Origin of the sequence: uncultured Aquitalea sp. (assembly GCF_945957525.1) — a bacterium.
GTDB lineage: Bacteria > Pseudomonadota > Gammaproteobacteria > Burkholderiales > Chromobacteriaceae > Aquitalea.
On record NZ_CAMFLA010000005.1, the window covers coordinates 13330 to 39174 of the forward strand.

The 25845-nt window shown below is 62.4% G+C and carries 27 protein-coding genes; 19 read left to right on the forward strand and 8 right to left on the reverse strand.

Annotation, left to right across the window (positions count from 1 at the left end; genetic code table 11):
* The first annotated feature begins 71 nt into the window (after positions 1–71).
* The 3 genes from Q0P52_RS06045 (at position 72) to Q0P52_RS06055 (ending at position 4135) form a co-directional block, all read left to right on the forward strand.
* A complete protein-coding gene (locus tag Q0P52_RS06045) occupies positions 72–1169 on the forward strand; it encodes an ABC transporter substrate-binding protein (protein WP_293760333.1) in 1098 nt (365 codons plus the stop codon).
* A gap of 232 nt (positions 1170–1401) precedes the next feature.
* The gene (locus Q0P52_RS06050; RefSeq protein WP_293813680.1) at positions 1402–3075 is read left to right on the forward strand and encodes an iron ABC transporter permease; all 1674 of its coding nucleotides are present in this window, start codon (positions 1402–1404) and stop codon (positions 3073–3075) included.
* Positions 3068–4135 (forward strand): ABC transporter ATP-binding protein, encoded by a 1068-nt coding sequence (locus Q0P52_RS06055; RefSeq protein ID WP_293760329.1) that lies wholly within the window; start codon positions 3068–3070, stop codon positions 4133–4135. Before Q0P52_RS06050 ends, Q0P52_RS06055 begins: the two co-directional genes overlap by 8 nt.
* Positions 4136–4195: 60 nt before the next feature.
* On the opposite strand, the gene Q0P52_RS06060 is transcribed toward Q0P52_RS06055, so the two are convergent.
* On the reverse strand, positions 4196–5245 hold the full coding sequence (locus tag Q0P52_RS06060; RefSeq protein WP_293760327.1) for a porin: 1050 nt from the start codon (positions 5243–5245) through the stop codon (positions 4196–4198).
* Positions 5246–5856: 611 nt separating this feature from the next.
* Between Q0P52_RS06060 and Q0P52_RS06065 the strand changes: the two genes are divergently transcribed.
* Positions 5857–7131, forward strand: a complete 1275-nt coding sequence (locus Q0P52_RS06065; protein ID WP_293760325.1) for an aminotransferase class V-fold PLP-dependent enzyme — start codon at positions 5857–5859, stop codon at positions 7129–7131.
* A gap of 57 nt (positions 7132–7188) precedes the next feature.
* Here Q0P52_RS06065 and Q0P52_RS06070 read toward each other — a convergent pair whose 3' ends face one another.
* The 3 genes from Q0P52_RS06070 to Q0P52_RS06080 form a co-directional block, all read right to left on the reverse strand.
* Positions 7189–7647: a BLUF domain-containing protein gene (locus Q0P52_RS06070; protein WP_293760322.1), complete on the reverse strand. Its 459-nt coding sequence runs from the start codon at positions 7645–7647 to the stop codon at positions 7189–7191.
* Positions 7648–7709: 62 nt separating this feature from the next.
* Entirely contained in the window at positions 7710–8633 is a 924-nt protein-coding gene (locus Q0P52_RS06075) for a hypothetical protein (protein WP_293760319.1), read from the reverse strand.
* Positions 8634–8636: 3 nt separating this feature from the next.
* Positions 8637–9209 carry a LemA family protein gene (locus Q0P52_RS06080; RefSeq protein WP_293760316.1) on the reverse strand — a complete coding sequence of 191 codons (573 nt, stop codon included), beginning with the start codon at positions 9207–9209 and terminating at the stop codon, positions 8637–8639.
* Positions 9210–9351: 142 nt separating this feature from the next.
* Here Q0P52_RS06080 and Q0P52_RS06085 point away from each other — a divergent pair, with 142 nt between their 5' ends.
* Positions 9352–10206 carry a Rossmann-like and DUF2520 domain-containing protein gene (locus Q0P52_RS06085; protein WP_293760313.1) on the forward strand — a complete coding sequence of 285 codons (855 nt, stop codon included), beginning with the start codon at positions 9352–9354 and terminating at the stop codon, positions 10204–10206.
* On the opposite strand, the gene pncB is transcribed toward Q0P52_RS06085, so the two are convergent.
* The 3 genes from pncB to Q0P52_RS06100 are packed head-to-tail and all read right to left on the reverse strand — an operon-like array spanning position 10207 to position 12709.
* Positions 10207–11421, reverse strand: coding sequence for a nicotinate phosphoribosyltransferase (pncB, locus tag Q0P52_RS06090; RefSeq protein WP_293760310.1), 1215 nt, complete (start codon positions 11419–11421; stop codon positions 10207–10209). It lies immediately after the preceding gene.
* Between the two features lie 5 nt (positions 11422–11426).
* Entirely contained in the window at positions 11427–12131 is a 705-nt protein-coding gene (locus Q0P52_RS06095) for an SAM-dependent methyltransferase (protein WP_293760307.1), read from the reverse strand.
* The gene (locus Q0P52_RS06100) at positions 12131–12709 is read right to left on the reverse strand and encodes a Maf family nucleotide pyrophosphatase (RefSeq protein ID WP_293760305.1); all 579 of its coding nucleotides are present in this window, start codon (positions 12707–12709) and stop codon (positions 12131–12133) included. The genes Q0P52_RS06095 and Q0P52_RS06100 overlap by 1 nt, the downstream gene beginning before the upstream one ends.
* A gap of 60 nt (positions 12710–12769) precedes the next feature.
* Between Q0P52_RS06100 and Q0P52_RS06105 the strand changes: the two genes are divergently transcribed.
* From Q0P52_RS06105 to pabC, 11 genes are all read left to right on the forward strand, one after another.
* Complete coding sequence (locus Q0P52_RS06105) at positions 12770–13273, forward strand: YceD family protein (RefSeq protein WP_293760303.1); 504 nt, start codon at positions 12770–12772, stop codon at positions 13271–13273.
* 32 nt (positions 13274–13305) lie between these two features.
* Positions 13306–13485: a 50S ribosomal protein L32 gene (gene rpmF, locus Q0P52_RS06110; protein WP_293760301.1), complete on the forward strand. Its 180-nt coding sequence runs from the start codon at positions 13306–13308 to the stop codon at positions 13483–13485.
* 68 nt (positions 13486–13553) lie between these two features.
* Positions 13554–14591 carry a phosphate acyltransferase PlsX gene (gene plsX / locus Q0P52_RS06115; protein WP_293760298.1) on the forward strand — a complete coding sequence of 346 codons (1038 nt, stop codon included), beginning with the start codon at positions 13554–13556 and terminating at the stop codon, positions 14589–14591.
* 6 nt (positions 14592–14597) lie between these two features.
* The gene (locus Q0P52_RS06120) at positions 14598–15557 is read left to right on the forward strand and encodes a beta-ketoacyl-ACP synthase III (protein ID WP_293760295.1); all 960 of its coding nucleotides are present in this window, start codon (positions 14598–14600) and stop codon (positions 15555–15557) included.
* 67 nt (positions 15558–15624) lie between these two features.
* Complete coding sequence (gene fabD / locus Q0P52_RS06125) at positions 15625–16554, forward strand: ACP S-malonyltransferase (protein ID WP_293760293.1); 930 nt, start codon at positions 15625–15627, stop codon at positions 16552–16554.
* A 68-nt stretch (positions 16555–16622) separates the two neighbouring features.
* Entirely contained in the window at positions 16623–17360 is a 738-nt protein-coding gene (gene fabG, locus Q0P52_RS06130) for a 3-oxoacyl-ACP reductase FabG (RefSeq protein ID WP_293760291.1), read from the forward strand.
* Between the two features lie 251 nt (positions 17361–17611).
* On the forward strand, positions 17612–17851 hold the full coding sequence (acpP, locus tag Q0P52_RS06135; protein WP_293760289.1) for an acyl carrier protein: 240 nt from the start codon (positions 17612–17614) through the stop codon (positions 17849–17851).
* Between the two features lie 163 nt (positions 17852–18014).
* Positions 18015–19256, forward strand: coding sequence for a beta-ketoacyl-ACP synthase II (gene fabF, locus Q0P52_RS06140; protein ID WP_293760287.1), 1242 nt, complete (start codon positions 18015–18017; stop codon positions 19254–19256).
* A gap of 94 nt (positions 19257–19350) precedes the next feature.
* Positions 19351–20640 (forward strand): aminodeoxychorismate synthase component I, encoded by a 1290-nt coding sequence (locus Q0P52_RS06145; protein WP_293760285.1) that lies wholly within the window; start codon positions 19351–19353, stop codon positions 20638–20640.
* A gap of 7 nt (positions 20641–20647) precedes the next feature.
* Positions 20648–21103: a GNAT family N-acetyltransferase gene (locus Q0P52_RS06150; RefSeq protein ID WP_293760282.1), complete on the forward strand. Its 456-nt coding sequence runs from the start codon at positions 20648–20650 to the stop codon at positions 21101–21103.
* Entirely contained in the window at positions 21097–21915 is an 819-nt protein-coding gene (pabC, locus tag Q0P52_RS06155; protein WP_293760279.1) for an aminodeoxychorismate lyase, read from the forward strand. Before Q0P52_RS06150 ends, pabC begins: the two co-directional genes overlap by 7 nt.
* Before the next feature lie 648 nt (positions 21916–22563).
* On the opposite strand, the gene Q0P52_RS06160 is transcribed toward pabC, so the two are convergent.
* On the reverse strand, positions 22564–22833 hold the full coding sequence (locus Q0P52_RS06160) for a DUF4936 family protein (RefSeq protein ID WP_293760276.1): 270 nt from the start codon (positions 22831–22833) through the stop codon (positions 22564–22566).
* 102 nt (positions 22834–22935) lie between these two features.
* On the opposite strand from Q0P52_RS06160, the gene Q0P52_RS06165 reads away from it, so the two are divergent.
* From Q0P52_RS06165 to Q0P52_RS06175, 3 genes are all read left to right on the forward strand, one after another.
* Entirely contained in the window at positions 22936–23829 is an 894-nt protein-coding gene (locus tag Q0P52_RS06165) for a prephenate dehydrogenase/arogenate dehydrogenase family protein (protein ID WP_293760275.1), read from the forward strand.
* Positions 23826–24572, forward strand: a complete 747-nt coding sequence (locus tag Q0P52_RS06170; RefSeq protein WP_293760272.1) for an SDR family oxidoreductase — start codon at positions 23826–23828, stop codon at positions 24570–24572. The genes Q0P52_RS06165 and Q0P52_RS06170 overlap by 4 nt, the downstream gene beginning before the upstream one ends.
* A 223-nt stretch (positions 24573–24795) precedes the next feature.
* Entirely contained in the window at positions 24796–25833 is a 1038-nt protein-coding gene (locus Q0P52_RS06175) for a DUF2157 domain-containing protein (RefSeq protein WP_293760270.1), read from the forward strand.
* The last annotated feature ends 12 nt before the right edge of the window (positions 25834–25845 follow it).

Sequence of the window (25845 nt, forward strand, 5' to 3'; positions counted from 1 at the left end):
CGGTGCCAACAGAGCGTCGGAGCGAGGCCGCCCGTCCGGGCGGCCGTGAGAAAATATGAGGAGATTCAGCAATGAAAGCATTCGGCAAACTGGCGTTCGCCGCTTTTACTCTCAGCGCCTCGGCTGCCGCCTTGGCCGCGTCCGCGCCGGCCGGTTATCCCGCTGGTTATCAAAGCCTGGTGGACGGCGCGGTGAAGGAAGGCAAGCTGGTGATCTATTCCACTACCGACAGCGCGGCCGCCCGGCCGTTGATCAAGGACTTCGAGGCCTTGTATCCCGGGGTGAAGGTGGAATACAACGACATGAACAGCACCGAAATCTATAACCGGTTTCTCAGCGAAAACGCCGCCGGCAGCACCAGCGCCGACGTGGTGTGGAGCTCGGCGATGGATTTGCAGGTGAAATTCGTCAATGACGGCTTCGCCGCCAGTTACGCTTCGCCCGAAGTACCGGCTATTCCCACCTGGGCGCATTACCAGCAGCAGGCTTACGGCACCACTTACGAACCACTGGCCATCGTTTACAACAAGCGCCTGATCAATGCCAAGGAAGTGCCGCAGAACCGCGCCGAGCTAATCCGCCTGCTGAAGTCCGATCCGGCCCGCTTCAAAGGCAAGGTCACCACTTACGATATCGAGAAATCCGGCGTCGGCTTCAACTATCTCACTCAGGATTTCCGCGTCAGCGGCAATGCCATCTGGGATCTGGTCAGCACGCTGGGCCAGTCCGGCGCCAAGTTGCAGACCTCCACCGGCGCGATGATGGAGCGGATTTCCTCGGGCGAGAATCTGATCGGCTACAACATTCTCGGCTCCTACGCTTTCGCCAAGGCCAAGAAGGATCCGTCCATCGCTTATGTCTACCCCAAGGACTACACCCAGATCGTCAGCCGGCTGGTGATCATCAACAAGAAGGCCCGCAGTCCCGGCGCGGCTCGCTTGTGGGTGGACTATCTGCTGTCCAAGCGGGGACAGACCATTCTCGCCAATCAGTCCGATCTCTTTTCCATCCGCGCCGACGTCAGCGGGGAAACGTCCATGAGCGGGCTGACGCGCCAGTTGGGCAATGCGGCCCGTCCGATCCAGGTGGGCAGCGGCCTGCTGGTGTATCTGGATCAGGCCAAGCGACTGGAATTCATGCGCAACTGGCAGAAGTCCCTGCGCAACTGATGAGTCGGACGCCGCCGCCTTGCGCGGCGGTTGTCGGGCCATGTCTCAGCCCCGGCGGCAGCCTGCCGCCATGTCGGGCCGTTTCCTGAATCCCCTGCCGGGCGGTGCGCCGCCCGCATGACGCCGGCCCGCGCTTGCTCGCCGGCAAGGAGTTCTCATGTCCAATTCAGCCGTTTCTTCGTCGGCGTCCCGGCCGCGCGATGCGGCAACCAGATGCGCTCCGCGCCTTGGCTTGGGCCAAGCTTTGCGTTGGCTGGTGATTGCCGTCGTGTGCGTGGTGGTGCTGGCGCCGCTGTCGCTGGTGCTGTACCAAAGCTTGCTCTCAGCGCCTTTTTTCATGCAGGACAAAGCCTTGGGACTGGATGCCTATCGTTTTGTCTTCGAAGACCCGGATTTCTGGCAGTCGTTGTACAACTCGCTGGCCATTGCCGGCGGCATGGTGCTGATCGCCGTGCCGCTGGGCGGCGTGCTGGCTTTCCTGATGGTGCGCACCGACCTGCCGGGTCGCCGCTGGATAGAGCCCCTGCTGCTGACGCCGGTGTTCGTCTCGCCGATGGTGCTGGCTTTCGGCTATGTGGTGGCGGCCGGGCCGGTAGGGTTTTATTCGCAGTGGTTCAAGGCCTTGTTCGGACTGGATGCCGTGCCGTGGAATATCTACTCGCTCACCAGCATCGCTGTCATTGCCGGCCTGACGCATGTGCCGCATATCTATCTTTACGCCTCGGCCGCTTTGCGCAATCTGGGTTCGGACGTGGAGGAGGCCGCCCGCATTGCAGGCGCCAGCCCTTTCCGTGTGGCGCGCGATGTCAGCTTGCCGATGGTAATGCCGTCCATGCTGTTTTCCGGTGTGTTGGTGCTGTTTCTCGGTTTCGAGATCTTCGGCCTGCCGCTGGTGCTGGGCGATCCGGAAGGCCATCTGGTGCTGGCTACCTATCTGTACAAGCTCACCAACAAGCTGGGCATCCCGTCTTATCACCTGATGGCGGCGGTGGCGGTATGCCTGATCGCCATCACTTTCCCGCTGGTTCTGGCGCAGCGCGCCTTGCTCAAGCGCGCCAACCGCTTTGTCACCGTCAAGGGCAAGGCGGGCCGGCAGCATGCGCTGTCCTTGGGGCCGTGGCGCTGGTTGGCGCTGGCCATCGTTGGTCTGTGGCTGTTGCTGACCGTGGCCTTGCCGATTTCCGGCATCGCGCTGCGCTCGGTGGTGAGTCACTGGGGCGAGGGAGTGACCCTGACGGACAGCCTGACGCTGGATCACTTCCGCATGGTGCTGGAGGAGGACAATCTGGTGCGCGCCATTCTCAATACCCTGGGAGTGGGCGTGATCGGCGGTGCGCTGGCGGTGGGCTTTTATACGCTGGTGGGGTTTGCCGGCCATCGGCGGCATGATTTCGCCAGCCGTCTGATCGACTATCTGGTGCTGTTGCCGCGCGCGGTGCCGGGCATCCTTGCGGGCCTCGCCTTTCTGTGGGTATTCCTGTTTGTGCCCGGTCTGCAGGACGTAAAAAGCTCGATGTTTTCAATCTGGATTGCCTACACCGTGGTGTGGCTGGCCTACGGCATGCGGCTGGTGCAAAGCGCGCTGCTGCAAGTGGGGCCGGAACTGGAAGAGGCTGCGCGCAGCGTGGGGGCCAGCCGCGCCCGCGCCAGTCTGGATGTGACCCTGCCGCTGATCCGCTTCGGGCTGATCTCCAGCTGGTTGCTGATCTTCATGATTTTCGAGCGCGAATACTCGACGGCGGTGTACCTGCTGTCGCCCGGCACCGAGGTGATCGGTTCGCTGCTGGTGTCGCTGTGGGCCACCGGCGCGGTGGATGCCGTCGCCGCGCTGTCCGTCATCAATATCCTCATGGTGGGCGTCGGTCTCGCCGTGGCTTTGCGTCTGGGAGTGAAACTGCATGACTAAGCTTGTCGTCGACCAACTGCAATTGAGCTATGACAGCACGCCGATTCTCAAAGGCGTTTCGTTTGAACTGGCCGCCGGGCAAGTCGTGTCTTTGCTGGGTGCCTCCGGCAGTGGCAAGACCACGCTGCTGCGGGCCATCGCCGGGCTGGAATCGCCGTCAGCCGGCCGCATCCTGCTGGACGGACAGCCGCTGTACGATGCTTCGGCCAACTTCAATTTGCCCGTGGAACACCGCTCGCTGGGCCTGGTATTCCAGTCTTACGCGCTGTGGCCGCATCGCACTGTGGCGCAAAACGTGGGCTACGGCTTGCAGTTGCGCAAGACGGGCAAGGCTGAAATCCGCGAACGAGTGCAGCAGGTGTTGGACCAGCTGGGTCTGGGCGCGCTGGCCGAGCGCTACCCCTATCAGCTGTCTGGCGGCCAGCAGCAGCGGGTCGCCATTGCGCGGGCGCTGGTGTACAACCCGCCGGTGATCCTGCTGGACGAGCCCCTGTCCAATCTGGACGCCAAGCTGCGGGAAGAGGCCCGCGCCTGGCTGCGCGAGCTGATTGTGTCGCTCAACCTGTCCGCCTTGTGCGTCACGCATGACCAGAGCGAAGCCATGGCCATGTCCGATCGCATTCTTTTGCTGCGCAACGGCCGCATCGAACAGGCCGGCGCGCCGGCCGAGCTGTATGGCTCTCCGGTCAGTCTGTACGCCGCCGAGTTCATGGGCGCCAATAACCGGCTGCAGGCCCGGGTTGGCCGAAGAGAAGGCGACAAGGTGCTGCTGCAGGGCGAAGGCTGGCAGGTGGCCGGCCAGGCCCGGGGGGCGTTGAGCGAAGGCGGCCATGCCGATGTGGTGGTGCGGCTGGAAAAACTGCGCGTGCTGGATGCGCCCGCCGACAACGCCATCCGCGCACGACTGGTCACGTCCATGTATCTGGGCGACCGCTGGGAGTATCTGTTCCACCAGGGGGATTTGCGCCTGCGCGCCTACGGGGCAGAAGCGCGCGCGCCGGGAGATTACTGGGTGGCGTTTCCGCCCGGTGACACCTGGGCGTTTGCCGCCGAGGCGTAAAGCATGAAAAAGGGCCTGCGTGAGCAGGCCCTTTTGCTTGGCGCGAAATCAGCGCAAGGCTTAGAAGCTGTGAATCATGTTCACGCCGAAGGCCTTGATCTTGTTTTCGTCCGGGTTGGCCAGGTTGTAGCCGTCGTACTTCAGTTCGCCGTACTGCGCGCCCAGCGTGGTGCGCTTGGACAGGGCGTAGTCCACGCCGAGGATCCACTGCTTGTAGCCAGTGCCGTCGATGGAGTTGCCGTTGCGTTCCACGTCGTCACCTTGTGCGTAGGTGATCTTCGGAGTCAGTGCGCCGAAGCTGTAACCGGCGGTCAGTGCGTATTCCTTGGACTTGTACTTGTCGTTGGAGGCGGCGCTGTTCGGATCGGTGTCGATGTTGCTCAGCATCGGCAGAGCGGTAACAGAGTAGTCGCCCTTGTTCTGCTGATAGCCCAGCGCCACGTACAGGTTGTTGGCGTTGTAGCCGGCTTCCAGACGATGCTTGTCGTTGGACGGGCCGTTGCTCAGCGCGGTTTCATGGGTGTAAGCGTACTTGCCGAAGAAGCCGCTGTTTTCATAGCTCAGACCCAGGTTGTAGGTCTCACGGTCTTTGGACTGGTTGCTCAGGTCTTCCTTGGTGCCGTACAGGAAGGCGCCCTTGAAGCCGCCGAAGTTGGCGGTGTCGATGCGCACGGCATTCTTGATGCGGGTGTCGTCACGGGTAAAGACGCCCAGGCCCAGTGCGTTGCTGTTGTATTCCCAGTAGTCAACCTGAGCCATGTCGCTGTCCTGGAAGTTGGACAGGTTACCCATGCGCAGGGAGCCGTACGCGCTACCCAGACCGACGAAGCTTTCGCGGTTGGCGAAAGTGCCGCTGGAGGAGGTGCCGTCCTTGCCGGTGCCGTCGAGCGCGAAGCCGGTTTCCACCTGCCAGATGGCCTTCAGACCGTTGCCCAGGTCTTCAGTGCCCTTGAAGCCCAGACGGGAGCCCAGGTCGTCGACATTGGTCTTGTTGATGTTGCCGTTGTCTACGTTTTCAATGCCGCCCTTGAGGGTGCCGTAGATGGTGACATCGGCCATGGACACAGCCGGCAGACCTGCAACGGCCAGTGCGATCAGAGTTTTTTTCATGTTGCGTTCCCTTGCGAGTTTATTAGAAAGCAAACAAATGCTATCTAACATGTTTCATTCTTGCAACTGCAAGCACTATGTGTTGTATTTTAGCAATCAGTAATGTTGCTTAGTTTCAACACTGTTGTAGCACTGACTACATCTGTTTTGGAAAGTTTCCACGTAATTTTTAATTTTTATGAAAAAAAACGCCCTCTCGGGGAGGGCGTAAAGAGAGTGACTTGAAGGTGCAGTACTGCAGCGATGAACAGCAATACGTACAAATTGCAATTTAAAAGAAAGTGGTAGCTATGTAAAGTTGTAATGGTGGGCGAAGTGTTGCATTGTGTTGCGGCTAGGCCGAGGGGCGTCAGGCTTGGGCGCTCCTGGTGGGCCAATGATAGGCTCGGGCTTGGAACGATTAACAAAACCACGGAGAGGCCTTGAGTTAGGACACGCCGATGCAGGCGGTGCGCGCAGTGCGACCAGGTGGCGCAACGCAGGATCGAGGATCCGCTTGGCGGGTCTTATCGCAATCGTCGATAAGCAAACCATGACAACATGCTTGGCAGGGTCTTTGACGGCGGGTAAGGTGGGGTGTTTCGGGACGAGAACTCTACAAAGGAGAAAACATGAAGCTGGAAACATTGGCGGTGCACGGCGGCTACAGTCCGGACCCGACCACCAAGGCGGTAGCGGTGCCGCTGTACCAGACCACCAGTTACGCTTTCGACAGCACGCAGCATGGTGCGGACCTGTTCGATCTCAAGGTGCAGGGCAATATCTACACCCGCATCATGAACCCCACCACGGATGTGCTGGAAAAGCGCGTGGCGGCGCTGGAGGGCGGTATTGGCGCGCTGGCGGTGGCTTCCGGCATGGCGGCGATTGCCTACGCCATCCAGACCATCGCCGAGGCGGGCGACAACATCATTGCCACCAGTACGCTGTACGGTGGCACTTACAACCTGTTTGCGCATACTTTCCCGCAACTGGGCATTGAAGTGCGCTTCATTGATTACAAGGACCCAGCGTCCATTGCCGGCCTGGTGGATGGCCGGACCCGCGCCGTGTTCTGCGAATCCATTGGCAACCCGCTGGGCAATGTGGTGGATTTCGCCGCCTTTGCCGAGGAAGCGCACAAGCACGGCTTGCCGCTGATTGTCGACAATACCGTGCCGTCGCCCTACCTGTGCCGGCCTTTCGAGCACGGTGCGGACATCGTGGTGCACAGCCTGACCAAGTACTTGGGCGGTCACGGCACCAGCATCGGCGGCATCATCGTGGATTCCGGCAAATTCCCTTGGGGCGATCACAAAGACCGCTTTGTGCGCCTGAATACGCCGGATGTGAGCTATCACGGCGTCAACTATGTGGAAGCGCTGGGCGCGGCAGCCTATATCGCCCGCGCGCGAGTGGTGCCGCTGCGCAATATGGGCGCGGCCATTTCGCCGTTCAATGCCTTCCTGATCCTGCAGGGCATCGAAACCCTGGCTTTGCGGCTGGATCGCATCAGCGACAATGCGCTGAAGGTGGCTGAGCATCTGAAGAAGAATGCTGCTGTTGCCTGGGTGGAGTACGCCGGCCTGGCCGACAGCCCCAGCCGTCCGCTGGTGGACAAATACCTGGGTGGTCGCGCTTCCGGCATCTTGTCCTTTGGCATCAAGGGCGGCGTAGAGGCGGGCGGTCGTTTCATCGACGCGCTGCAGTTGGTGACGCGTCTGGTGAATATCGGCGACGCCAAGTCGCTGGCTTGCCATCCGGCCTCCACCACTCACCGTCAGTTGTCGTCGGAAGAGCAACTCAAAGCCGGCGTACGTCCAGAGCTGATTCGTCTCTCCATCGGCATCGAGCATATCGACGATATCCTCGCCGATATCGATCAGGCCTTGCAGGCTGCCGCCTGATGGGGTGATGTGAAAAGGGCTGACCGCGGTCAGCCCTTTTTTATGGCGGGGCGCCGCTTAATGGCGGCGAACCACTTGCGGGTTGGTGCCGTTGGCGAGGTGATGGTGCCACTTGCCGTTGATGAACTCCTGCACGAAGCGGCGCGCAGCCTCGCTGCGATCCAGTTCGCCGTGTTGCGCGATATTGGACAGATGCACCGGGTGGCCCAGCTTGCGCGTCAATTCTTCTGTGTCGATGAACAGCAAGGAGTGGCCGGCAAACGCCGGGGCGTCGATGTTCTCGCGAGACAGCAAGGTGAGCTGCAAATGGTGGCGATCTTGCTGGATCAGCTGGTAAATGCGCTCGACGGCTTCTTCTTCGCCTTCCAGCACCTGCAGGAAGTCCCCGTTCATGAACAGAAGCAGGCTGCAGATGCCAAGCTGCTGATTGCGCTGGCGATAGTGGGACAGCAGTCGCTGCAATTCGCCTTGGTGGAAGGTCGGATTGACGGCGCTGGAATAGATCAGGCGTATCATTATGGTCTCCTCCGGCCTGAAGTCATGAGACCAGTATATCCCGTCTGGATGAAGCGAGTGGCTCAGGATATACCCAGCTTCAGCCAGGCGATGAACGCAATCACGCCTGCTGCTGCGTGCAGCCAAGCGCGCAGGCGGTACCAGCGTGCAGTGTCGCGCGGCGAGCGGGTGTCTATCAGGTAGGGCCGGCCGTCGTCGGGGCGGCGCATCAGCAGCGTCGGCGGCGCTTCGGCCAACTCTTTGTAGGTTTGCCTCACTTCGCGCTCGGCGGCGGCGCGCGCCGCCAGCCATTCCTGCTCGTCGATGCTGCCGTTGCCGTCAAGGTCGAAGCGGCGTTTCAGCCAGTCCGGGTCTGCTTTCCATTCCGCCAGTTTCTGGCCGACATCGCGGCGAAACTGCGAGGCGTCCGGTATCGGCCCGGCGCTGCTTTCCAGTTGCCCGGTCACATATAACGGGTCGCCTTCGGCAATCCACTCCTCCACCAGGGTATCGTTGCCATCGCGTTGGCTTTCCCGGTGCGGCGCCTGCACCTCCGCGCCGTCCGGCTGCACGATCACTTCATGCTTGCCGTCGATCAGGCGGAACGACCACTCACTGACTTCGCTTTGCATTTCTCGGCTGAGCGCAAGGTCGGCGGGGTCTAGCTGGCTGCGACTGTCGTTACGATAACGCCAGCAGCGATACCAGACGCAGCGCTTGCCTGTCAGTGGGCTGTAGATGGGGGCGCTGTCGTGGCAACGGGCGGTGCCGTACAGCTCTACCCGTCCTAGTGCGGCGGAGCCGAGTCGTGAGGTGGGGGTGTCGGCCACCAGTCGGTAGCGGCGGTAAGCCAGCCACCAGCCGATGACGCCGGCCACGCTCATGGCGGGCAGGGCGAAGCGGGTGAAGTCGTGATGGCCCAGTCGCAGGCTGATCCAGCCCAAGATGAGATAGATGGAAAAGCCGGCCCAGCCGTTGCGCAGCCAGGGTGAGGTCAGCCAGTTCATGCGTCAGCTCTGGCGGAATAGCGCCTGCATGTCCACATCGCGCTTTTCTTCCGTGCTGAATTGCAGTGCTCGGGCGGTGGGGAAGCCGAACATGCGGGCAATCAGTACGTCCGGAAATTGCTCGATGCGCACATTGTTGTTGTTGACGGCTTCGTTGTAGAGCTCGCGGCGGTCGGCGATGGTTTCTTCCAGCTGGCTGATGCGGCTGGACAGATGAGAAAACTGCTCGTCGGCTTTCAGTTCCGGGTAGGCCTCGGCCACGGCGAACACTTGGCCAAGCAGGCCGCGGAGCTTGCTTTCCTCGCGGCCCAGTCCTTCCATGTTGCGGTTTTGCGCGTGTTGCGCCACGGCGCTGCGCGCTTCCATCACCCGCGCCAGCGTAGCCTGCTCAAACTGCGCGTATTGCTTGCACACCTCCACCAGTTTGGGCAGCTCGTCATGACGCTGCTTGAGCACTACGTCGATATTGGACCAGCTCTTGCTCACTTCATGCTTCAGGCTCACCAGCGCGTTGTAGAGCGTGACGAAATAGAGGCCGATGACGGCGATGACGCCGAAGAAGATCGCCAGTTTCATTGCTGACTCCCTGAAAGGGCCGTTGTGGAGCGGCCTTGTTGGTATGCGATATAGTGGGCCAGTTTTCGTATCCGGCCGGGCTGTTGTCATGCTTTGCGGCATGGTCAGACAAGGCTGAGCGGGTGTCAAGAAAGATCATGACATGTACAAATTAAGCATTATCGGCGCGGGGCGGTTGGGCAAGACGCTGGGGAGGCTGGCGCAGTTGTCGGGCCAGTGCCGCATTGTGGATTGTGTCGCGCGCAGCGCGGCATCGGCGGAGCAGGCTGCGGGCTTTATCGGCGCAGGCCGTCCGCTGGCGGGTTTGAGGGATTTGGCGGCAGCGGATCTTTATCTGCTGTCGGTGCCGGATGCGGCCATCGCCGCAGCGGCCAGTGAGCTGGCTGCGCAAGGTTTGCCGAAGGGCGCGCTGGTGTTTCATGCCAGCGGGGCGGGCGAGTTGTCCTTGCTGTTGCCGCTGGCCGAGGCGGGTTGCCGCGTAGGCAGCTTGCATCCGGCGTTTTCTTTCGCCGAGCCGACGCGCGCTGCGCAAAACTTCGCCGGCACCTTGTGCGCGCTGGAGGGCGATGCGGCGGCCTTGCGGGAGCTGGAGTCGTTTGCGCGCTTGTTGGGCGGGCGGCCGTTTGTGCTGGCTGCCGGCGGCAAGGCGCGTTATCACGCTGCCTTGTCGGTAGCCTCCAATTATCTGGTGGCAATCAACGATATGGCCTTGCGGCTGGCGGATTCTGCTGGCGTGCCGGAGGCGCTGGCGGGGGATCTGGTGAACGCGCTGATGAGGCAGACGCTGGAGAATGCGGCGGCGCTGGGGCCGGCCGCCGCGCTGACCGGGCCGATTGTGCGCGGCGATGCTGAGACGGTGGCGCGACATCTGGCGGCGATGCCGGACGCCGAACTGGCTGCGGCCTATCGTGCGCTGGGGCGGCAAACGCTGGCGTTGGCTGGTGGCCGGCCAGGCCTGGCGGCGGCGCGGCTGTGCGCCCTGTTGGCCGAAGACTGATCAGGCGGACGGCGCAGCCTGCACCTGAAACACTTGGCGCAAGTAAGCGAGGAAGGTTTCGTCGCTGCACATGGTCTTGCCGGCGCTGTCCGAGAGTTTGGCCACCGGCTGGCCGTTGCAGCTCACCAGTTTCAGCACGATTTGCAGCGGCTCCAAGCCCATGTCGTTGGTGAAGTGGGTGCCGATGCCGAAGCTTACCTGAATCTGCGGACTGAAGTGGCGATGCAGCGCCAGCGCGCTGTCCACGCTGAGACCGTCGCTGAAAGTGAGCATCTTGCTGGCCGGGTCGATGCGCAGCCGGCGGTAGTGCTGGATGGCCTTGTCGCCCCAGAGATAAGGGTCGCCGCTGTCGTGGCGCAGGCCGTCGAACAGCTTGGCGAAGTACAGATCGAAGTCCGCCAGGAAAGCGTCCATGTTCACCACGTCGGTCAAGGCAATGCCCAGATCGCCCCGGTATTCCTGCACCCAGGATTCCAGCGCGGCGGTCTGGAAGTCGCGCAGGCGCACGCCCAGCGCCTGAAAAGCCTGGAAGAACTCGTGCGCCATGGTGCCGATGGGGGTGATGCCCAGCTTGTGCGCCAGCCAGACGTTGCTGGTGCCGCGAAAGATGGTGGGCAGTTGCCGGTTGAGGGTTTCGATGACGTGCTGTTGCCACTCGCGGCTGTAGCGGCGGCGAGTGCCGAAGTCGGCAATCAACAGCGGGAAGCGCTGTCCGCCGGCTTCTTCCTCGGCAAACCTTTGCAGGGTGGCGATCTTGGCGTCCAGCCGGCGTTGGCCTTCGACGCGCACTTCAGCGTTGTCCAGTCGGCGGAAATACAGCTCGTTGACAATGGCCAGCACGAAGATTTCAAAGAACATCGCTTGCACCAGCGGGCCTTCGATGCGGATGTCCAGGCCCTCGTCATCCGCGGTCACCTCGATGAAACGCCGTTGCAGGTGGAACAGTTCCAGGTAGTCGACAAAGTCGCTCTTGATGAAGCGCAAGCTACGCAGATAGGCCAGCTCAGGCTGGGTGAAGTGCAGCTGGCAGAGAAAATCCAGCTGGGCCTCCAGCTCTTGTTTCAGCTGCGCCAGCGGGTAGCTGGTGGCATTGCGGCATTTGAAGCGGTATTGCCCGTGCGCCGCCGGAAACTGATGCAGGATGGCCTGCAGCATGGTGAACTTGTACAGGTCGGTATCCAGCAGCGAGTGAATCAGCGGCGGCGTCTTGGGCATGAGTGTTATCCGGCGTGGACGATAAAGATGGCGGGGCGTTTGTGGAAGTCCGGCGCGTCTTGCGGCCAGTCTTTCACGCGGCGGCTGACGATGGTTTGCGTCGGCAGCGTCAGGTCGCAGGCCACGGCCAGTCGGGTGGCGGGGTTCAGTGTTTCGCGCAATTGTTGCAGCAGCGCGTTGTTGCGATAGGGCGTTTCGATGAACACCTGGGTTTCATTGCGCTGACGCGAACGCTGTTCCAGCTCCTTGATCGCCTTGGCTTTTTCCGCTGCGTCCACCGGCAGATAGCCGTGGAAGGCGAAGCACTGGCCATTGGCGCCGGAGGCCATCAAGGCCAGCAGGATGGAAGAGGGGCCGATCAGCGGCTCCACTCGATAGCCGCGCTCATGCGCCAGCGCGACCAGTTGCGCGCCAGGGTCGGCCACCGCCGGGCAGCCTGCTTCGGAAATCAGCCCGATATCCTCCCCCTCAGTCAGGGGTGCAAGCAGGGCGGCTACGTCTTCGGCGCGCGTGTGCTCGTTGAGGGTGCTCATCGCCAATTCGCGAATCGGCGTACTTACGCCCAGCGCTTTCAGATGTTTGCGCGCGGTCTTCTCCGCCTCCACCACAAAATGGCGGATGTGCAGCACCTTGGCGGCTTCGGCGTCGGGCAGCCAGGCGATGGTTTCGTCGCCCAGCGGCGCGGGAATCAGAAACAGGGTGCCGGCCATTACAGTACCTCCAGGCCTTCTTCGGCCAACATGCGCACCAGTGCGAACAGCGGCACGCCGATCAGGGAATTGGGGTCGTCGGACTCCACCTTCTCCAGCAGCGCGCCGCCCAGGCCTTCGCTCTTGGCGCTGCCGGCGCAATGCAGGGCATCGGGCTCGCGTTCCAGATAATGACGAATCTGGTTCTCGCTGAGCTGGCGCAGTGTGACGCGGGTAATGCCCACCGTCTCGCGCAAGGAGCCGGTGGCGGTATTGAGCAGTGCTAGCGCTGAGTGGAACACCACGGTGCGGCCGCTCATCCATGTGAGCATGGCTACGCCGTTTTCAAACGAGCCGGGCTTGCCGATCTGCCGACCGTCCAGCAGCGCTACCTGATCGGAACCGATGATCAGCGCGCCCGGGTAAGCCGTCGCCAGCGATTGGGCCTTGGCGCGCGCCAGGCGCACGGCAGTGTCCAGCGCGCTCTCGCCGGGGTGTGGCGTTTCGTCACAGACGGGCGGAACCGCCTCAAAAGGAAGCCCGAGGCGGCTGATGATTTCCTTGCGGTACGGCGAAGTGGAGGCGAGCACGATCTGCATGGCGGAATATGGCGGATTGTTTTGACAAGTCAGGGGCCGCGATTATATCATGCGAGGTTTATGTCTAACCCGATTTTGATCGATCCGCTCAAGTTCGCCCGGGAGGGCCGTTCGCTGTCCGGCAAATTGCCCGTCAGCGAGCTCGACGAGCGTGTGCACGAAGACCTGTCCGGAACCGCCGGCGAGGTGGAATACCACCTCGAAGGATTCCGCGACCCTCTGTCCCGTCTCAGTCTTCGCCTGAAGCTGAGCGCTCAGGTGACGGTAAGCTGTCAGCGTTGTCTGGAGCCCATGCCGTTCAAAGTGGAGACCGATTCGGTCGTCACCTTGTTCACCCAGCAGGAAAAGCTGGAGGACGCCTGTGAGCAGGACGAGGAACTGGATGCCATTCTCGCCGAACCCGAACTGGACGTTTCGGCGCTGATCGAAGACGAAATCATCATGGGCTTGCCGCTTTCGCCGAAACACGACGAATGCGGCTCGGAAGCTCTGACGCGCGCCAAGGCTGACAAGCCTAACCCTTTCGCGGTGCTGGCGACGCTGAAGAAATCCAGGCCCGAGTAACCGATACACGCGATTTTCCTTAGGAGTCGACCATGGCTGTTCAACAGAACAAAAAGTCCCCGTCCAAGCGCGGCATGCACCGTGCCCACGATTTTCTGACCGCACCGTCCCTGGCCAAAGAGCCGACCACCGGTGAAACCCATCTGCGTCACCACATCAGCCCGAACGGCTTCTACCGTGGTCGCAAGGTCGTAAAGGCCAAGGGCGAGTAATTTTTCGCTCCTCCCTCCTCAAGACACTACCTCTATAACTACAGGTAGGTTCACTACCGTACACGTTGATGACTATCACCGTCGCGGTTGACGCAATGGGCGGTGACGTTGGCCTCAAGGTCACCGTCCCGGCGTCGATCCAATTCCTTAAAGACCATCCCCAAACCAGTCTGATTCTTGTCGGCGACAAGGCTGCTATCGAAGCAGAACTTGCCAGCCATCAGGAAGGCCTGTCCGCGCGCATTCGCATCCATCACGCCACGCAAGTGGTGGGCATGGACGAGTCGCCGCAGCTCGCCCTGAAAAACAAGAAAGACTCGTCAATGCGGGTGGCGATCGATCTGGTCAAGGCTGGCGAAGCCCAGGCCGCCGTTTCCGCCGGCAATACCGGCGCGTTGATGGCGACTGCGCGCTTCGTCCTTAAAATGATTCCCGGCATCGAGCGCCCGGCCATCGCCAAGATGATGCCGTCGGTAACCGGCAGCACCTGCATGCTTGATCTTGGCGCCAATGTGGACTGTTCTCCGGAGCAGCTGGTGCAGTTCGGCATCATGGGCTCCGAGCTGGTGGCTTCCGTCACCGGTCAGGCCAATCCGCGCGTCGGCTTGCTCAATATCGGTTCGGAAGACATCAAGGGCAACGAAAGCGTCAAGCGCGCCGGCGAGCTCCTGCGTCATTCCGACCTCAATTTCCACGGCAACGTTGAAGGCAACGACGTCTACAAAGGCACGGTAGATGTGGTAGTCTGCGACGGTTTTACCGGCAACGTGGCGCTCAAATCAGCTGAGGGGCTGGCGCACATGATTGCCGTGTTCCTGCGGCAAGAGTTCACCCGGAACTGGTGGACGCGCCTGTGCGCGTTGGCCGCCATGCCCGTTCTCAAGCACTTCCGCGCGCGAGTGGATCCGAGACGCTACAACGGCGCCAGTCTGCTGGGTTTGCGCGGCATCGTGGTGAAGAGTCATGGTGGGACCGATGCCGTCGGGTTCCGTTACGCGCTGGAGCAGGCTTGCGAGGAAGTCGGCGCCAACGTGATTGGTCACATTACCGACCGGGTTGCCGAACAAATCAATAATCTGCGGCAGCCAGAGTCGGAAGCTAACTGATAATACATGGCCCACTCCCGCATTCTCGGCACGGGCAGCTATCTGCCCGCCAATGTGCTCACGAATGCGATGCTGGCCGAGCGCGTGGAAACCAGTGACGAATGGATTGTTTCGCGCACTGGCATCCATGCCCGCCACATCGCCTCCGATGAGGAAACCACCAGCGACCTCGCGCTGAAAGCGGCTCAGGCCGCCATCAGCAACGCCGGGATCGACAAGGGCGAGATCGACCTGATCATCGTCGCCACCACTACCCCCGACATGGTATTCCCCAGCACGGCATGCCTGCTGCAGGAAAAACTGGGCATTCCCGGCTGTCCCGCCTTTGACGTGCAGGCGGTGTGCGCCGGTTTCATGTTTGCGCTGACCACCGCTCACAACTACATCCGCACCGGCATGGCCAAAAAGGCTTTGGTCGTGGGGGCGGAAATCATGTCGCGCGTGCTGGACTGGGAAGATCGCCGCACTTGCGTGCTGTTTGGCGATGGCGCCGGCGCCGTGGTGCTGGGCGAGTCCGACGAGCCTGGCATCCTGCACGCCAAGCTGGCCGCCGATGGCCGCTACAAGGACATTCTGAATACTCCTGCGCAGATTTCCGGCGGCAAGATTCAGGGCATGCCTTATCTGCACATGGATGGTCCGGCGGTATTCAAGTTCGCCGTCAAGGCGCTGTCCGACATCGCCGGCAAAACGTTGGCCGAAGCCGGCGTGCCGCAGGACGATGTGGACTGGCTGGTGCCGCACCAGGCCAATTTGCGCATCATTGAATCCACCGCCAAGCATCTGGGCTTGCCGATGGAGCGCGTCATCGTTACCCTGCCGCAGCAAGGCAATACCTCCGCCGCTTCCATCCCGCTGGCGCTGGACGCCGCGGTGCGCGATGGCCGCATCCGGCGCGGCCAGACCGTGCTGCTGGAAGGCATAGGCGGTGGTTTCGCCTGGGGCGCAGTGCTGTTGCGCTACTGATCACACCCGGCGGGGCGCTTGCAGCGGCCCGCCGATTATCATTCCGTTGTTGTCACGGAGACTGTCTATGGCGTTTGCCTTTCTCTTTCCCGGTCAGGGCTCGCAAAGCCTGAAGATGATGGATGGCTTTGCCAACCTGCCGGTGGTAAAGCATACCTTCGATGAAGCTTCCGCCGTGCTGGGCGTGGACCTGTGGGCCATGCTGCAGGCCGACAGCGCCGACGAGATCAATGCCACCGTCAATACCCAGCCCATCATGCTGTCCGCCGGCGTGGCCACTTATTTGGCCTGGCAGGAGCTGAACGGCGTGCAGCCGGCCGTCGTGGCCGGTCACAGCCTGGGTGAGTACACCGCACTGGTGGCTGCCGGCGCCTTGCCGTTTGCCGAAGCCGTGAAGCTGGTGCGCCTGCGCGCTGAAGCGATGCAGAGCGCCGTGCCTGCCGGTGTGGGCGCAATGGCCGCCATTCTCAACCTGGCGGACGACGATGTCCGCGCCGCCTGCGCCGAAGCTGCGCAGGGCGAGGTGGTGGAGGCGGTCAATTTCAACTCCCCAGGTCAGGTTGTCATTGCCGGCAACAAGGCCGCCGTCGAGCGCGCCATGGAAGCCTGCAAGGCGCGCGGCGCCAAACGCGCGTTGGCGCTGCCGGTATCGGTGCCGTCGCACTGTTCTCTGATGAAGCCGGCCGCCGACAAGTTGGCCGAAGCGCTGCAGTCGGTGCACATCAACCTGCCGGCCATCCCGGTGTTGCACAATGCCGACGTGGTGAGCCACGCCAGCGCAGACGCTATTCGCGACGCGCTGGTGCGCCAGCTGTACAGCCCGGTGCGCTGGACGGAAACCATTCAGAAGCTGGCCGGCGACGGCATTGTGTCCATGGCCGAATGCGGCCCCGGCAAAGTGCTGGCTGGTCTGGCCAAGCGCATTGACGGCAACGTCAAATGCCTCGCGCTGACCGATGAGGCTGCCCTGCAGGCCGCTCGCGAAGAGCTGAACTGATCTATGCCGACCCGGCGGCGCCGGGTCGACCGGCCGGCTTGACCGGCCCATTACAAGGAGTGAGACATATGAGTCTGCAAGGCAAAGTGGCTCTGGTGACCGGCGCATCGCGCGGCATCGGCGCAGCCATCGCCGACGCGCTGGCCGCCGACGGCGCGCTGGTGATCGGCACCGCCACTTCGGAATCCGGCGCGGCCGCCATTCACGAGCGCCTGTCCGCCAAGGGCGGCGCTGGCCGCGTGCTGAACGTGACCGAAGACGGCGCGATCGAAGCGCTGGTGGACGCCATCGAGAAAGAATTCGGCGCGGTCACCATTCTGGTGAACAATGCCGGCATCACCCGCGACGGTCTGCTGATGCGCATGAAGGACGACGACTGGGACGCCATCATGGACACCAACCTCAAGTCGGTGTTCAAGGCGTCCAAGGCCGTGATGCGCGGCATGATGAAGGCCCGCTGGGGCCGCATCGTCAACATCGCTTCCGTGGTGGGCGCGATGGGCAATGCCGGTCAGGCCAACTACGCCGCCGCCAAGGCGGGCATCATGGGCTTCACCAAGTCCATGGCGCGTGAAGTGGGCAGCCGCAATATCACCGTCAACTGCGTGGCGCCGGGCTTTATCGATACCGACATGACCCGCGCGCTGCCTGAAGCGCAACGCGAGATGCTGGTGGGTCAGATCGCCCTGGGCCGTCTGGGCGATGCCGGCGATATCGCCGACGCCGTGGCCTTCCTGTCGTCTGATCGCGCTGCCTACATTACCGGTCAAACCTTGCATGTAAACGGCGGGATGTTGATGCCTTAAAGCCAGTTCTCGATCTGCTGCGCGTTGGCGATGCGGCGTTGAAAACGACTTCGGAATGTTTATTTGTGCTGTGTAAACTCCGCTTCCTCAGCCGTTTTTGCCTTGTATCGCCCTGGCTTGCAAGATCGTGAACACGCTCTTAAGCCCCTTCTCGTGTATAAAGACGAGATTTAGGTGGGCTACTCTAATTTTTTTTTGTAGAATAGTCGGGTTTTGTTATCCCGAATCAGAAAGGTCAAGGGTTAAAACAAATGGAAAATATCGAAGCGCGCGTTAAAAAGATCGTTGCCGAACAACTGGGCGTGAACGAAGCCGAAGTGAAACTGGAATCTTCCTTCGTTGACGATCTGGGCGCTGACTCCCTCGACACCGTTGAGCTGGTTATGGCTCTGGAAGAAGAGTTCGAGTGCGAAATCCCGGACGAAGAAGCTGAAAAGATCACTACCGTTCAGCAAGCCGTGAACTACGTCAGCGCTCACCTGAACAAGTAATTCATTCAGGTTCACAGGACCTCTGCGTGGTGCAGCCATGGCTCGCCGGCAGAGGTTCTTTTGTTAAGAGGATTCCAAACGGGCGTTTGAGTTGTCATCAAACTCCAACGCAAGTCGTGGAATCATCGGGAGACTGCCCTCCCACCTCTCACGGAGATTCTTCGTGTCCAAACGCAGAGTTGTAGTAACCGGCCTGGGCCACGTGGCTCCCGTCGGCAATGATGTCGCCACCGGCTGGGCCAATTTGCTGGCCGGCAAGAGCGGCATCGGCAAAATTACCCGATTCGACGCCAGCGACCTGGCCTGCCAGATTGCAGGCGAAGTCAAAGACTTCGACATCAGCCAGTACATTTCGCCCAAAGAAGCGCGTCGCAGCGACGTGTTCATCCATTACGGCATCGCCGCAGCCTTGCAGGCCGTGACCGATTCCGGTCTGGATGACATGCCGGGTCTGGACAAGACCCGCGTCGGCGTGAATATCGGTTCCGGTATCGGCGGCCTGCCGCTGATCGAGGATACCGGCGTTGATCTGATCAACGGCGGTCCGCGCAAGATTGGCCCGTTCTTCATTCCGGGTTCGCTGATCAACCTGATCGCCGGTCATGTATCCATCATCAAGGGATATCAAGGCCCGTCGTACGGCATCGTGTCCGCCTGCACCACCGGCGCGCACTGCATCGGCGACGCCGCGCGCATCATCCAGTATGGCGATGCCGACGTGATGGTGGCGGGCGGTGCGGAAGGTGCGATCTCCCGTCTGGGCATTGGCGGTTTCGCCGCCATGAAGGCGCTGTCCACCCGCAACGACGATCCGGCTACCGCCTCCCGTCCGTGGGACAAGGGCCGCGACGGCTTCGTGATGGGCGAGGGCGCCGGCGTGCTGGTGCTGGAAGAGTATGAGCACGCCGTGAAGCGCGGCGCGCGCATCTATGCGGAGCTGATCGGCTTTGGTATGAGCTCCGACGCGCACCACATCACTGCGCCCAACGCGGAAGGTCCGGCTCGCGGCGTCATCAACGCGCTGCGCGATGCCGGCATCAACGCCGACCAGGTGCAGTATGTGAACGCGCACGGCACATCCACCCCGCTGGGCGACGCCAACGAAACCAACGCGCTGAAAATCGCCCTGGGCGATCACGCCAAAAAGGTAGCTGTGAACTCGACCAAGTCGATGACCGGCCACTTGCTGGGCGGCGCGGGCGGCGTGGAGGCCATCTACTCCATCCTGGCCGTGTACAACCAGGTATCTCCGCCCACCATCAACCTGCACGAGCAGGATGTGGAAAGCGGTTGCGATCTGGACTACGTGGCCAACACCGCGCGCGACATGAAGATCGACATCGCCATCTCCAACTCCTTCGGATTTGGCGGCACCAACGGCACGCTGGTCTTCAAGCGCGTTTGATGACCACAGGCGGTCGCCTGAAGTCATTGACACCACGAACCGCTGCGATACACTCGCGGCGGTTTTCTTTTGTCTTGCCGCTGCGCCTACTGCCATGTTCACCACCCGACTCGACTACCTGCCCGACCTGCTGGCGCTGCACGCCGCCCACCGTGAAGCGCTGCCTTATCTCCTGATGTCCTCGGGCGACCAGGGCTGGGACATGCTGTTTGCCCAGAGCGAACGCACCGTCTACCGCGAAGGCGAGGGCGAAGCCTTTCTGGACGCACTGCGCGCCTTGCCGCTGCAGCCGGCGGCGAGGCGCGCAGATGTGCCATTCATTGGTGGCTGGTTTGTATATCTTGCTTACGATTTGCTGTCGCATTTCGAAACCACCGTCCCTGCCGCTTTGCCCGACAGTTTTCCGCTGGCGGCCCTCTCTCGCGTGCCGGCGGCGGTGCTGATAGATCGGCGCGAGCAACAGGCCTGGGTGGTGGCGGAAACCGAAGCCGACGGTGAGGAGCTGTTGCGCAAAACTCACCGCGCCGAGGCCTTCAGCGCACAACCGGTCGCCATTGCCGCACTGGAGGAAGACCCGCCGCACTGGTATACCGACGCCGTGCTGCGGCTGAAAAACTACATCTATGAAGGCGATGTGTTCCAGGTGAACATTTCGCGTGGTTGGCGCGCAACCTTGGCCGAAGGCCTGCGCGCTACCGACCTCTTTGCCGCGCTGCGGCGCGCCAATCCGGCGCCGTTTTCCGCGCTGGCCGATTTGGGCGAGGCGCAGATTGTCAGCTCTTCGCCGGAACGGCTGGTGCGGGTGCGCGACGGTGTGGCCGACACCCGTCCCATCGCCGGCACCCACCCGCGCTCACCCGACCCGGCGGAAGACGCCGCGCTCAAAGAGCGGCTGATCAGCAGCGTCAAGGAACGCGCCGAGCATGTGATGCTGATCGATCTGGAGCGCAACGATCTGGGCCGCATCAGCCAGCCCGGCAGCGTGGAAGTGGATGAGCTGATGGCGGTGGAAAGCTACGCCTTTGTCCATCACATCGAATCCAACATCCGCGGCCGCCTGCGGGACGGGGTTGGCCCGGCCGACGTCATTCGCGCACTGTTTCCCGGCGGCACCATTACCGGCTGCCCCAAGGTGCGCACCATGCAGATCATCCGCGAGCTGGAAAACAGCGCCCGCCGCGCATATACCGGCAGTCTGGGTTACATCAACCGCGACGGCAGCATGGACCTCAACATCCTGATTCGCACCTTCATGCAAGAAGGCGACAAGCTGCGCTTCCGCGCCGGTGGCGGCATCGTGGCGGATTCCGACCCGGAACGCGAATTGCAGGAAACCCGCCACAAGGCGCGCGGCCTGTTGCGCGCGCTGGGCGTGCAGCAATAGCTCCGCCATGTGGACGATGGCCCCCTGTGATCCGACCGCGCCTGAGGCGCAAGCCCTGCTGACCGATTTGAGCGCCGCTTTGCGCGCCATCACCGGCAGCGGGGGCGAGGCCTCGTTCCGGGCGGAGGACATGCGCGGCGAAGGCGCATTGTTCTTGCTGGCGCGCGATGCCAACGGCGCACCCGCGGGTTGCGGCGCGATTCGCCCTCTGGCTGGCCGCATGGCGGAACTCAAGCGCATGTATGCCGCACCCGGACAGGCCGGGCTGGGATCGGCCCTGCTGTCGCAACTGGAAACAGAGGCGGCGCGCATGGGCTATCGCTGCCTGTACCTGGAAACGCGCCGCGTCAATCAGCGAGCCGTGCGTTTTTATCGCCGGCACGGCTATCGGCTGACCGCCAATTTCGGCCGCTATGCCGGCCGCGCCGAGGCGGTGTGCTTCATGAAGGAGTTGTCATGCTGATCAACGGACAGTCGGGCGAGCATATTGCCGCGCAGGATCGCGGGCTGGCTTACGGCGATGGCGTGTACCGCACGCTGGAGTGCCGCTTCGGCGAACCCTTGCTGTGGTCTTACCAGTGGGCAAGGTTGGCCGAAGACGCGGCGCGCTTGCGTTTGCCGGCGCCGGACGAGGCGCAACTGCTGGACGAGCTGGCGCGGGAGGCCGGCGCGCTGCCGCGCGCGGTGGCCAAGATTGTGCTGACGCGCGGCGTGGGCGCGCGCGGTTACGCCATTCCGGAAGCAGCATTGCCGACGCGCATCGTCAGCGCTGCGCCTTGGGCGGGTTATCCGTCAGCCTTGGCCGAAGAGGGTGTGCGCGTGCGCTGGTGCGACACCCTGCTGGGCTGCCAGCCGGCGCTGGCGGGCATCAAGCATCTCAATCGGCTGGAAAACGTGCTGGCGCGCTCTGAGTGGCGCGACGAAGCCATCCGCGAAGGCCTGATGCGGGATACGCGCGGCCTGGTGATTGAAGGCACCATGAGCAATCTGTTTTTGATCGAGGGCGAGTCGCTGCTGACGCCCCGGCTGGATCAGAACGGCGTCAGCGGCATGGCGCGCGCCTGGTTGCTGGATACGGCGGCGCGTTTGGGCGTGCCTGCGGCCGAGGCGGATATCACCCCGCAGCGACTGCTGGCGGCGGACGGGCTGATGCTTTGCAACAGCCTGATTGGCATCTGGCCGGTAGCGGCGCTCGGGAGTGAATGGCGCGCTGCGCCGCATCCCCTGTGCCGTCACCTGCAGGACGAGTGGCGGCTGGCGATTATGCTCAAGTAGGACTGAACCGGCTTGGCAGCCGTTACGACTGGTTGCGGCAGGGGGCACCCCCATTTGCTTATGGGGCGCATATGAGCATGAAGTCTCGATGTGAGGAGATGCTTTGATTCACCGGACCGGAAAGGGCTATTTGGCCCTGGCGCTTCCCGTCGCGATAGCGTCAGTGGGGTGTGCCATCAATGAATTTGTGTTTCATAGACGATTGTCTGACGAGCGCATCTCAAGTGACTCGTTGCTGGGCTCCGCGTTTATTTTGTAATTGCTGATTAACCGGTTTCCTGAGCTGCGTATGAGAGAGCTGCAAAGCGGCCAATCGAAGAGCGCCCCCTCATCGGCTAGCTTTGGCAAAGTCGAGACCACTGCCGAGCGCATTGGCCGCTTTCTGAAAGCGAAGCGGTCTGTACCACATACGTTTATTTGGGTGCCGCTCAGTCTCTACCCGTTCATCTGGGGAGGTATTGGCCTGTGGCAGATGATTTCGCTGCGATAAGGGGTAGGCCCAAGCCGACAGGTGTTGAGGCCTACGGGTAAAGTCGCGCGGGCTGATGATTTTACCTATTTGGAAGCTTTTCACTCACTGGGCTCGGTAGGTATAAATGGGCTCCGGGCCTAGTGGCGCGTCCGGCCAGCAAACGCAAGCAGCCGCACTCAGTCGGTATCGACAAACCACTCCTCGTGCCGCTCCCCTTCCAGTAGCGGCATCATCGACCCGGCCGCCTCGCGCAGCGCTTCGGCAAACCCGCTGTCTGTCGGCACATCGCGGTAGATTTCCATCCAGGTATGCGGATCGTCGCGACGGCGCTGCAAGACCGCTTGTACGTCCCAGATCGCCAGCTGCGCCTGTTGCGCCGCAAATGCCGCCTTCAGCGCAGCCCCGTCGGCCTGCGAGCGGTAATAAACATAAAGATGGCAAGCCATGTTTTCCTTTCCGGCCAAAGCGCGTTGCGCAGCGTCAAAATCGCTTATGATAGACGTTTGCCGAAACGGCGTGGAATAGCGCAGCCATAGGGAAAGGGGAGCGTGGTGCAGCAGGGAATTGCCACTCTGGTGGTGGTGGGTGTGGGGCTGATCGGCGGTTCGTTCGCCTTGTCCTTGAAGCGGGCGGGGCTGGTGGGCCATGTCATCGGCGTGGGCCGCACCCGCGACAACCTGTTGCGCGCGCTGGAACTGGGCGTGGTGGATGAAATCAGCCAGGACCTGGCCGCTGTCGCCCCTCGCGCCGACGTTGTCCTGCTGGCCTCGCCGGTTGGCCAGATGGGGCGGCTGATGCAGTCCATGGCCGGCAAACTGCCGGCTCACGCCATCGTCACCGATGCCGGCAGCACCAAGAGCGATGTCGCCGCGCTGTTTCGCCAGTTTCTGCCCGATCATCTTCCCCGTTGTGTGCCGGCGCACCCCATCGCCGGCTCCGAACTCTCGGGCGCCGCCGCCGCCCAGTACGGCCTCTACGAAAAACGCAAGGTAGTGCTGACCCCGCTGCCGGAAACCGAAGAAGACGCCTGCGAAGGCATTGCCGCCTTGTGGCGCGCATGCGGCGCGGTCATCCACCGCATGAGCCCCGCCGAGCACGACGCCGTGTTCGCCACGGTCAGCCACCTGCCGCACCTGCTGGCTTTTGCCTATGTGGGCATGGTGGCCGGCAAGGACGACGCCCAGCGGTGTTTCGATTTTGCCGCCACCGGTTTTCGCGATTTCACCCGCATTGCCGGCGGTCACCCGGAGATGTGGCGCGATATCAGCCTGGCCAACCGCGAGGCGTTGCTGGTAGAGCTGGAGCGCTTCCGCCAGCAACTGGACACCATCACCCAACAGGTGCGCGACAGCAACGAAGCCGGCCTCGCCGACAGTTTCGACAAGGCTCGCGCCGCCCGCGTGGCCTGGCATCAGAAATTCCTGCGCGAAGGACAAACATGAGCAGGGTGCTGCTGATCACCGGCGCTTCGCGCGGCATCGGCGCCGCCACGGCGCTGCTGGCGGCCAGGGATGGCTGGACCGTCGCCCTCAACTATCGGCAGGATCGCGCCGCCGCCGAGGCAGTGCGCGAACGCATCTTGGCCGATGGCGGTCGGGCGGCGCTGTTTCAGGCCGATGTGTCGCAAGAGGCAGAGATCGTCCGCCTGTTTCAGGCCGTGGCTGCGGCCTTCGGCCAACTGCACGGCTTGGTCAACAACGCCGGCGCCACCGCTCCGATGGGGCGCTTTGACAGCTTCGACGCCGAACGCTTGCAGCACATGCTCTCGCTCAATGTGTTGGGCCCCATGCTGTGTTGCCGCGAGGCGGTGCGCCGCCTGTCCACCCTGCATGGCGGGCAGGGCGGGGTGATCGTCAATGTCTCATCCGCCGCCTCCCGTCTTGGGTCCGCCGGCGAATACGTAGACTATGCCGCCTGCAAGGGCGCGATCGACAGCCTGACCCTGGGCTTGGCGCGCGAGGTGGCGGCCGAAGGCGTGCGCGTCAACGCCGTGCGTCCGGGCCTGATCGACACCGAAATTCACGCCCTCAGCGGCGAACCGGGCCGGGTAGCGCGCCTGTCGGCCAGCGTGCCCATGCAGCGCGGCGGCCGCGCCGACGAAGTAGCGGCAGCCATCGTCTGGCTGCTGTCCGATGCGGCTTCCTTCTGTACCGGCAGTGTGCTGGACGTATCCGGCGGTCGCTGAGCGGCCTGCTGTTCCTTTTGTGTTTGTGATCTGGTTGTGCCTTGTTTCGCCTTCCGGGTAACGAATCGCCGTCTCATTTGCTGATCGTCTTCTTTCTCGCAGGGCTTTCGTCCGCCGTTGCGCCGTCTTGTCGCGCTGTCCGGCCGAGAGTAAGGTCGGGAGCTGTCTGAGCCGGTCTTGCCGGCTGGCTTTTCTATCCCGACAGCTTGTCCAAGGAGTGCGCATGCAAATCCGTCAACAGCAGCTACAACAGGCGGTGAGTCGCGGCCTGATCAGCGGCGCACAGGCGGAGGCGCTGTGGGCGATGTTGGCCGAAGACAGCCAGCACACACCGACTTTCCGCGCTAGCCATGTGCTGTATTACTTTGGCGGCCTGCTGGCCATCGGGGCCATGACGCTGTTCATGAATCTGGGGTGGGAGCGTTTTGGCGGTTGGGGGCTGTTCTTCCTGGCTTTGTTCTATGCCGGCGCGGGCTTGTGGCTGGGGGAGCGCTTGCTGTTCGGCAAACGGCTGGCGATTCCGGCCGGCATCCTCATCACTTTCGCCGTGGCGCTGACGCCGCTGGCGGTGTACGGCCTGCAGCAGGCGCTGGGCTTGTGGGCCGAGGGCATGAGCTATCGCGATTACCACGTTTTTATCGACTGGCGCTGGATGCTGATGGAATTGGCCACGCTGGTCGCCGCTGCCGTGGCTTTGTGGCGTTACCGCCTGCCTTTCATCATGCTGCCGGTGGCGGTGACGCTGTGGTACATGAGCATGGATCTGGCGCCGTGGCTGGCCGGCGAGGAGGGCATGAGCTGGGAATTGTCGCGGCTGGTGTCGCTGTATTTCGGGCTGGCGATGACGCTGCTGGCGTTTTGGGTGGATGTGCGCAGCCGTCGTTCGCCCGACTATGCTTTCTGGCTTTATCTGTTTGGTGTGGCGGCGTTCTGGGGCGGTTTGAGCTTTCAGTCTTCCGATAGCGAACTCAACAAATTGCTTTATTGCTGCATCAACCTGGCGCTGATTGCGGTGGGTACTTTGTTGTCGCGGCGAGTGTTTGCGGTGTTTGGCGCGCTGGGCGTGGCAGGGTATCTGGGTCACCTGGCGTGGACGGTATTCCGCGACAGCCTGGGCTTTCCCTTTGCCCTGACGGTGATTGGCCTCGGCATTGTCTGGCTGGGCATTGTCTGGCAGCGGCATGAGGAGGCGATTCGTTGCCGCTGGCAGGCCAGATTGCCGGCGGCGCTGCGCGAGTTGCTGCAGCGCGACGCCGGATAAGGCACGGCGGGG

Coding starts and splice junctions, on each gene's coding strand:
- Q0P52_RS06045 (WP_293760333.1), top strand. CDS start 72: ATGAAAGCATTCGGCAAACTGGCGTTCGCCGCTTTTACTCTCAGCGCC.
- Q0P52_RS06055 (WP_293760329.1), top strand. CDS start 3,068: ATGACTAAGCTTGTCGTCGACCAACTGCAATTGAGCTATGACAGCACG.
- Q0P52_RS06060 (WP_293760327.1), bottom strand. CDS start 5,245: ATGAAAAAAACTCTGATCGCACTGGCCGTTGCAGGTCTGCCGGCTGTG.
- Q0P52_RS06065 (WP_293760325.1), top strand. CDS start 5,857: ATGAAGCTGGAAACATTGGCGGTGCACGGCGGCTACAGTCCGGACCCG.
- Q0P52_RS06070 (WP_293760322.1), bottom strand. CDS start 7,647: ATGATACGCCTGATCTATTCCAGCGCCGTCAATCCGACCTTCCACCAA.
- Q0P52_RS06075 (WP_293760319.1), bottom strand. CDS start 8,633: ATGAACTGGCTGACCTCACCCTGGCTGCGCAACGGCTGGGCCGGCTTT.
- Q0P52_RS06080 (WP_293760316.1), bottom strand. CDS start 9,209: ATGAAACTGGCGATCTTCTTCGGCGTCATCGCCGTCATCGGCCTCTAT.
- Q0P52_RS06085 (WP_293760313.1), top strand. CDS start 9,352: ATGTACAAATTAAGCATTATCGGCGCGGGGCGGTTGGGCAAGACGCTG.
- pncB (WP_293760310.1), bottom strand. CDS start 11,421: ATGCCCAAGACGCCGCCGCTGATTCACTCGCTGCTGGATACCGACCTG.
- Q0P52_RS06095 (WP_293760307.1), bottom strand. CDS start 12,131: ATGGCCGGCACCCTGTTTCTGATTCCCGCGCCGCTGGGCGACGAAACC.
- Q0P52_RS06100 (WP_293760305.1), bottom strand. CDS start 12,709: ATGCAGATCGTGCTCGCCTCCACTTCGCCGTACCGCAAGGAAATCATC.
- Q0P52_RS06105 (WP_293760303.1), top strand. CDS start 12,770: ATGTCTAACCCGATTTTGATCGATCCGCTCAAGTTCGCCCGGGAGGGC.
- rpmF (WP_293760301.1), top strand. CDS start 13,306: ATGGCTGTTCAACAGAACAAAAAGTCCCCGTCCAAGCGCGGCATGCAC.
- plsX (WP_293760298.1), top strand. CDS start 13,554: ATGACTATCACCGTCGCGGTTGACGCAATGGGCGGTGACGTTGGCCTC.
- Q0P52_RS06120 (WP_293760295.1), top strand. CDS start 14,598: ATGGCCCACTCCCGCATTCTCGGCACGGGCAGCTATCTGCCCGCCAAT.
- fabD (WP_293760293.1), top strand. CDS start 15,625: ATGGCGTTTGCCTTTCTCTTTCCCGGTCAGGGCTCGCAAAGCCTGAAG.
- fabG (WP_293760291.1), top strand. CDS start 16,623: ATGAGTCTGCAAGGCAAAGTGGCTCTGGTGACCGGCGCATCGCGCGGC.
- acpP (WP_293760289.1), top strand. CDS start 17,612: ATGGAAAATATCGAAGCGCGCGTTAAAAAGATCGTTGCCGAACAACTG.
- Q0P52_RS06145 (WP_293760285.1), top strand. CDS start 19,351: ATGTTCACCACCCGACTCGACTACCTGCCCGACCTGCTGGCGCTGCAC.
- Q0P52_RS06150 (WP_293760282.1), top strand. CDS start 20,648: ATGTGGACGATGGCCCCCTGTGATCCGACCGCGCCTGAGGCGCAAGCC.
- pabC (WP_293760279.1), top strand. CDS start 21,097: ATGCTGATCAACGGACAGTCGGGCGAGCATATTGCCGCGCAGGATCGC.
- Q0P52_RS06160 (WP_293760276.1), bottom strand. CDS start 22,833: ATGGCTTGCCATCTTTATGTTTATTACCGCTCGCAGGCCGACGGGGCT.
- Q0P52_RS06170 (WP_293760272.1), top strand. CDS start 23,826: ATGAGCAGGGTGCTGCTGATCACCGGCGCTTCGCGCGGCATCGGCGCC.
- Q0P52_RS06175 (WP_293760270.1), top strand. CDS start 24,796: ATGCAAATCCGTCAACAGCAGCTACAACAGGCGGTGAGTCGCGGCCTG.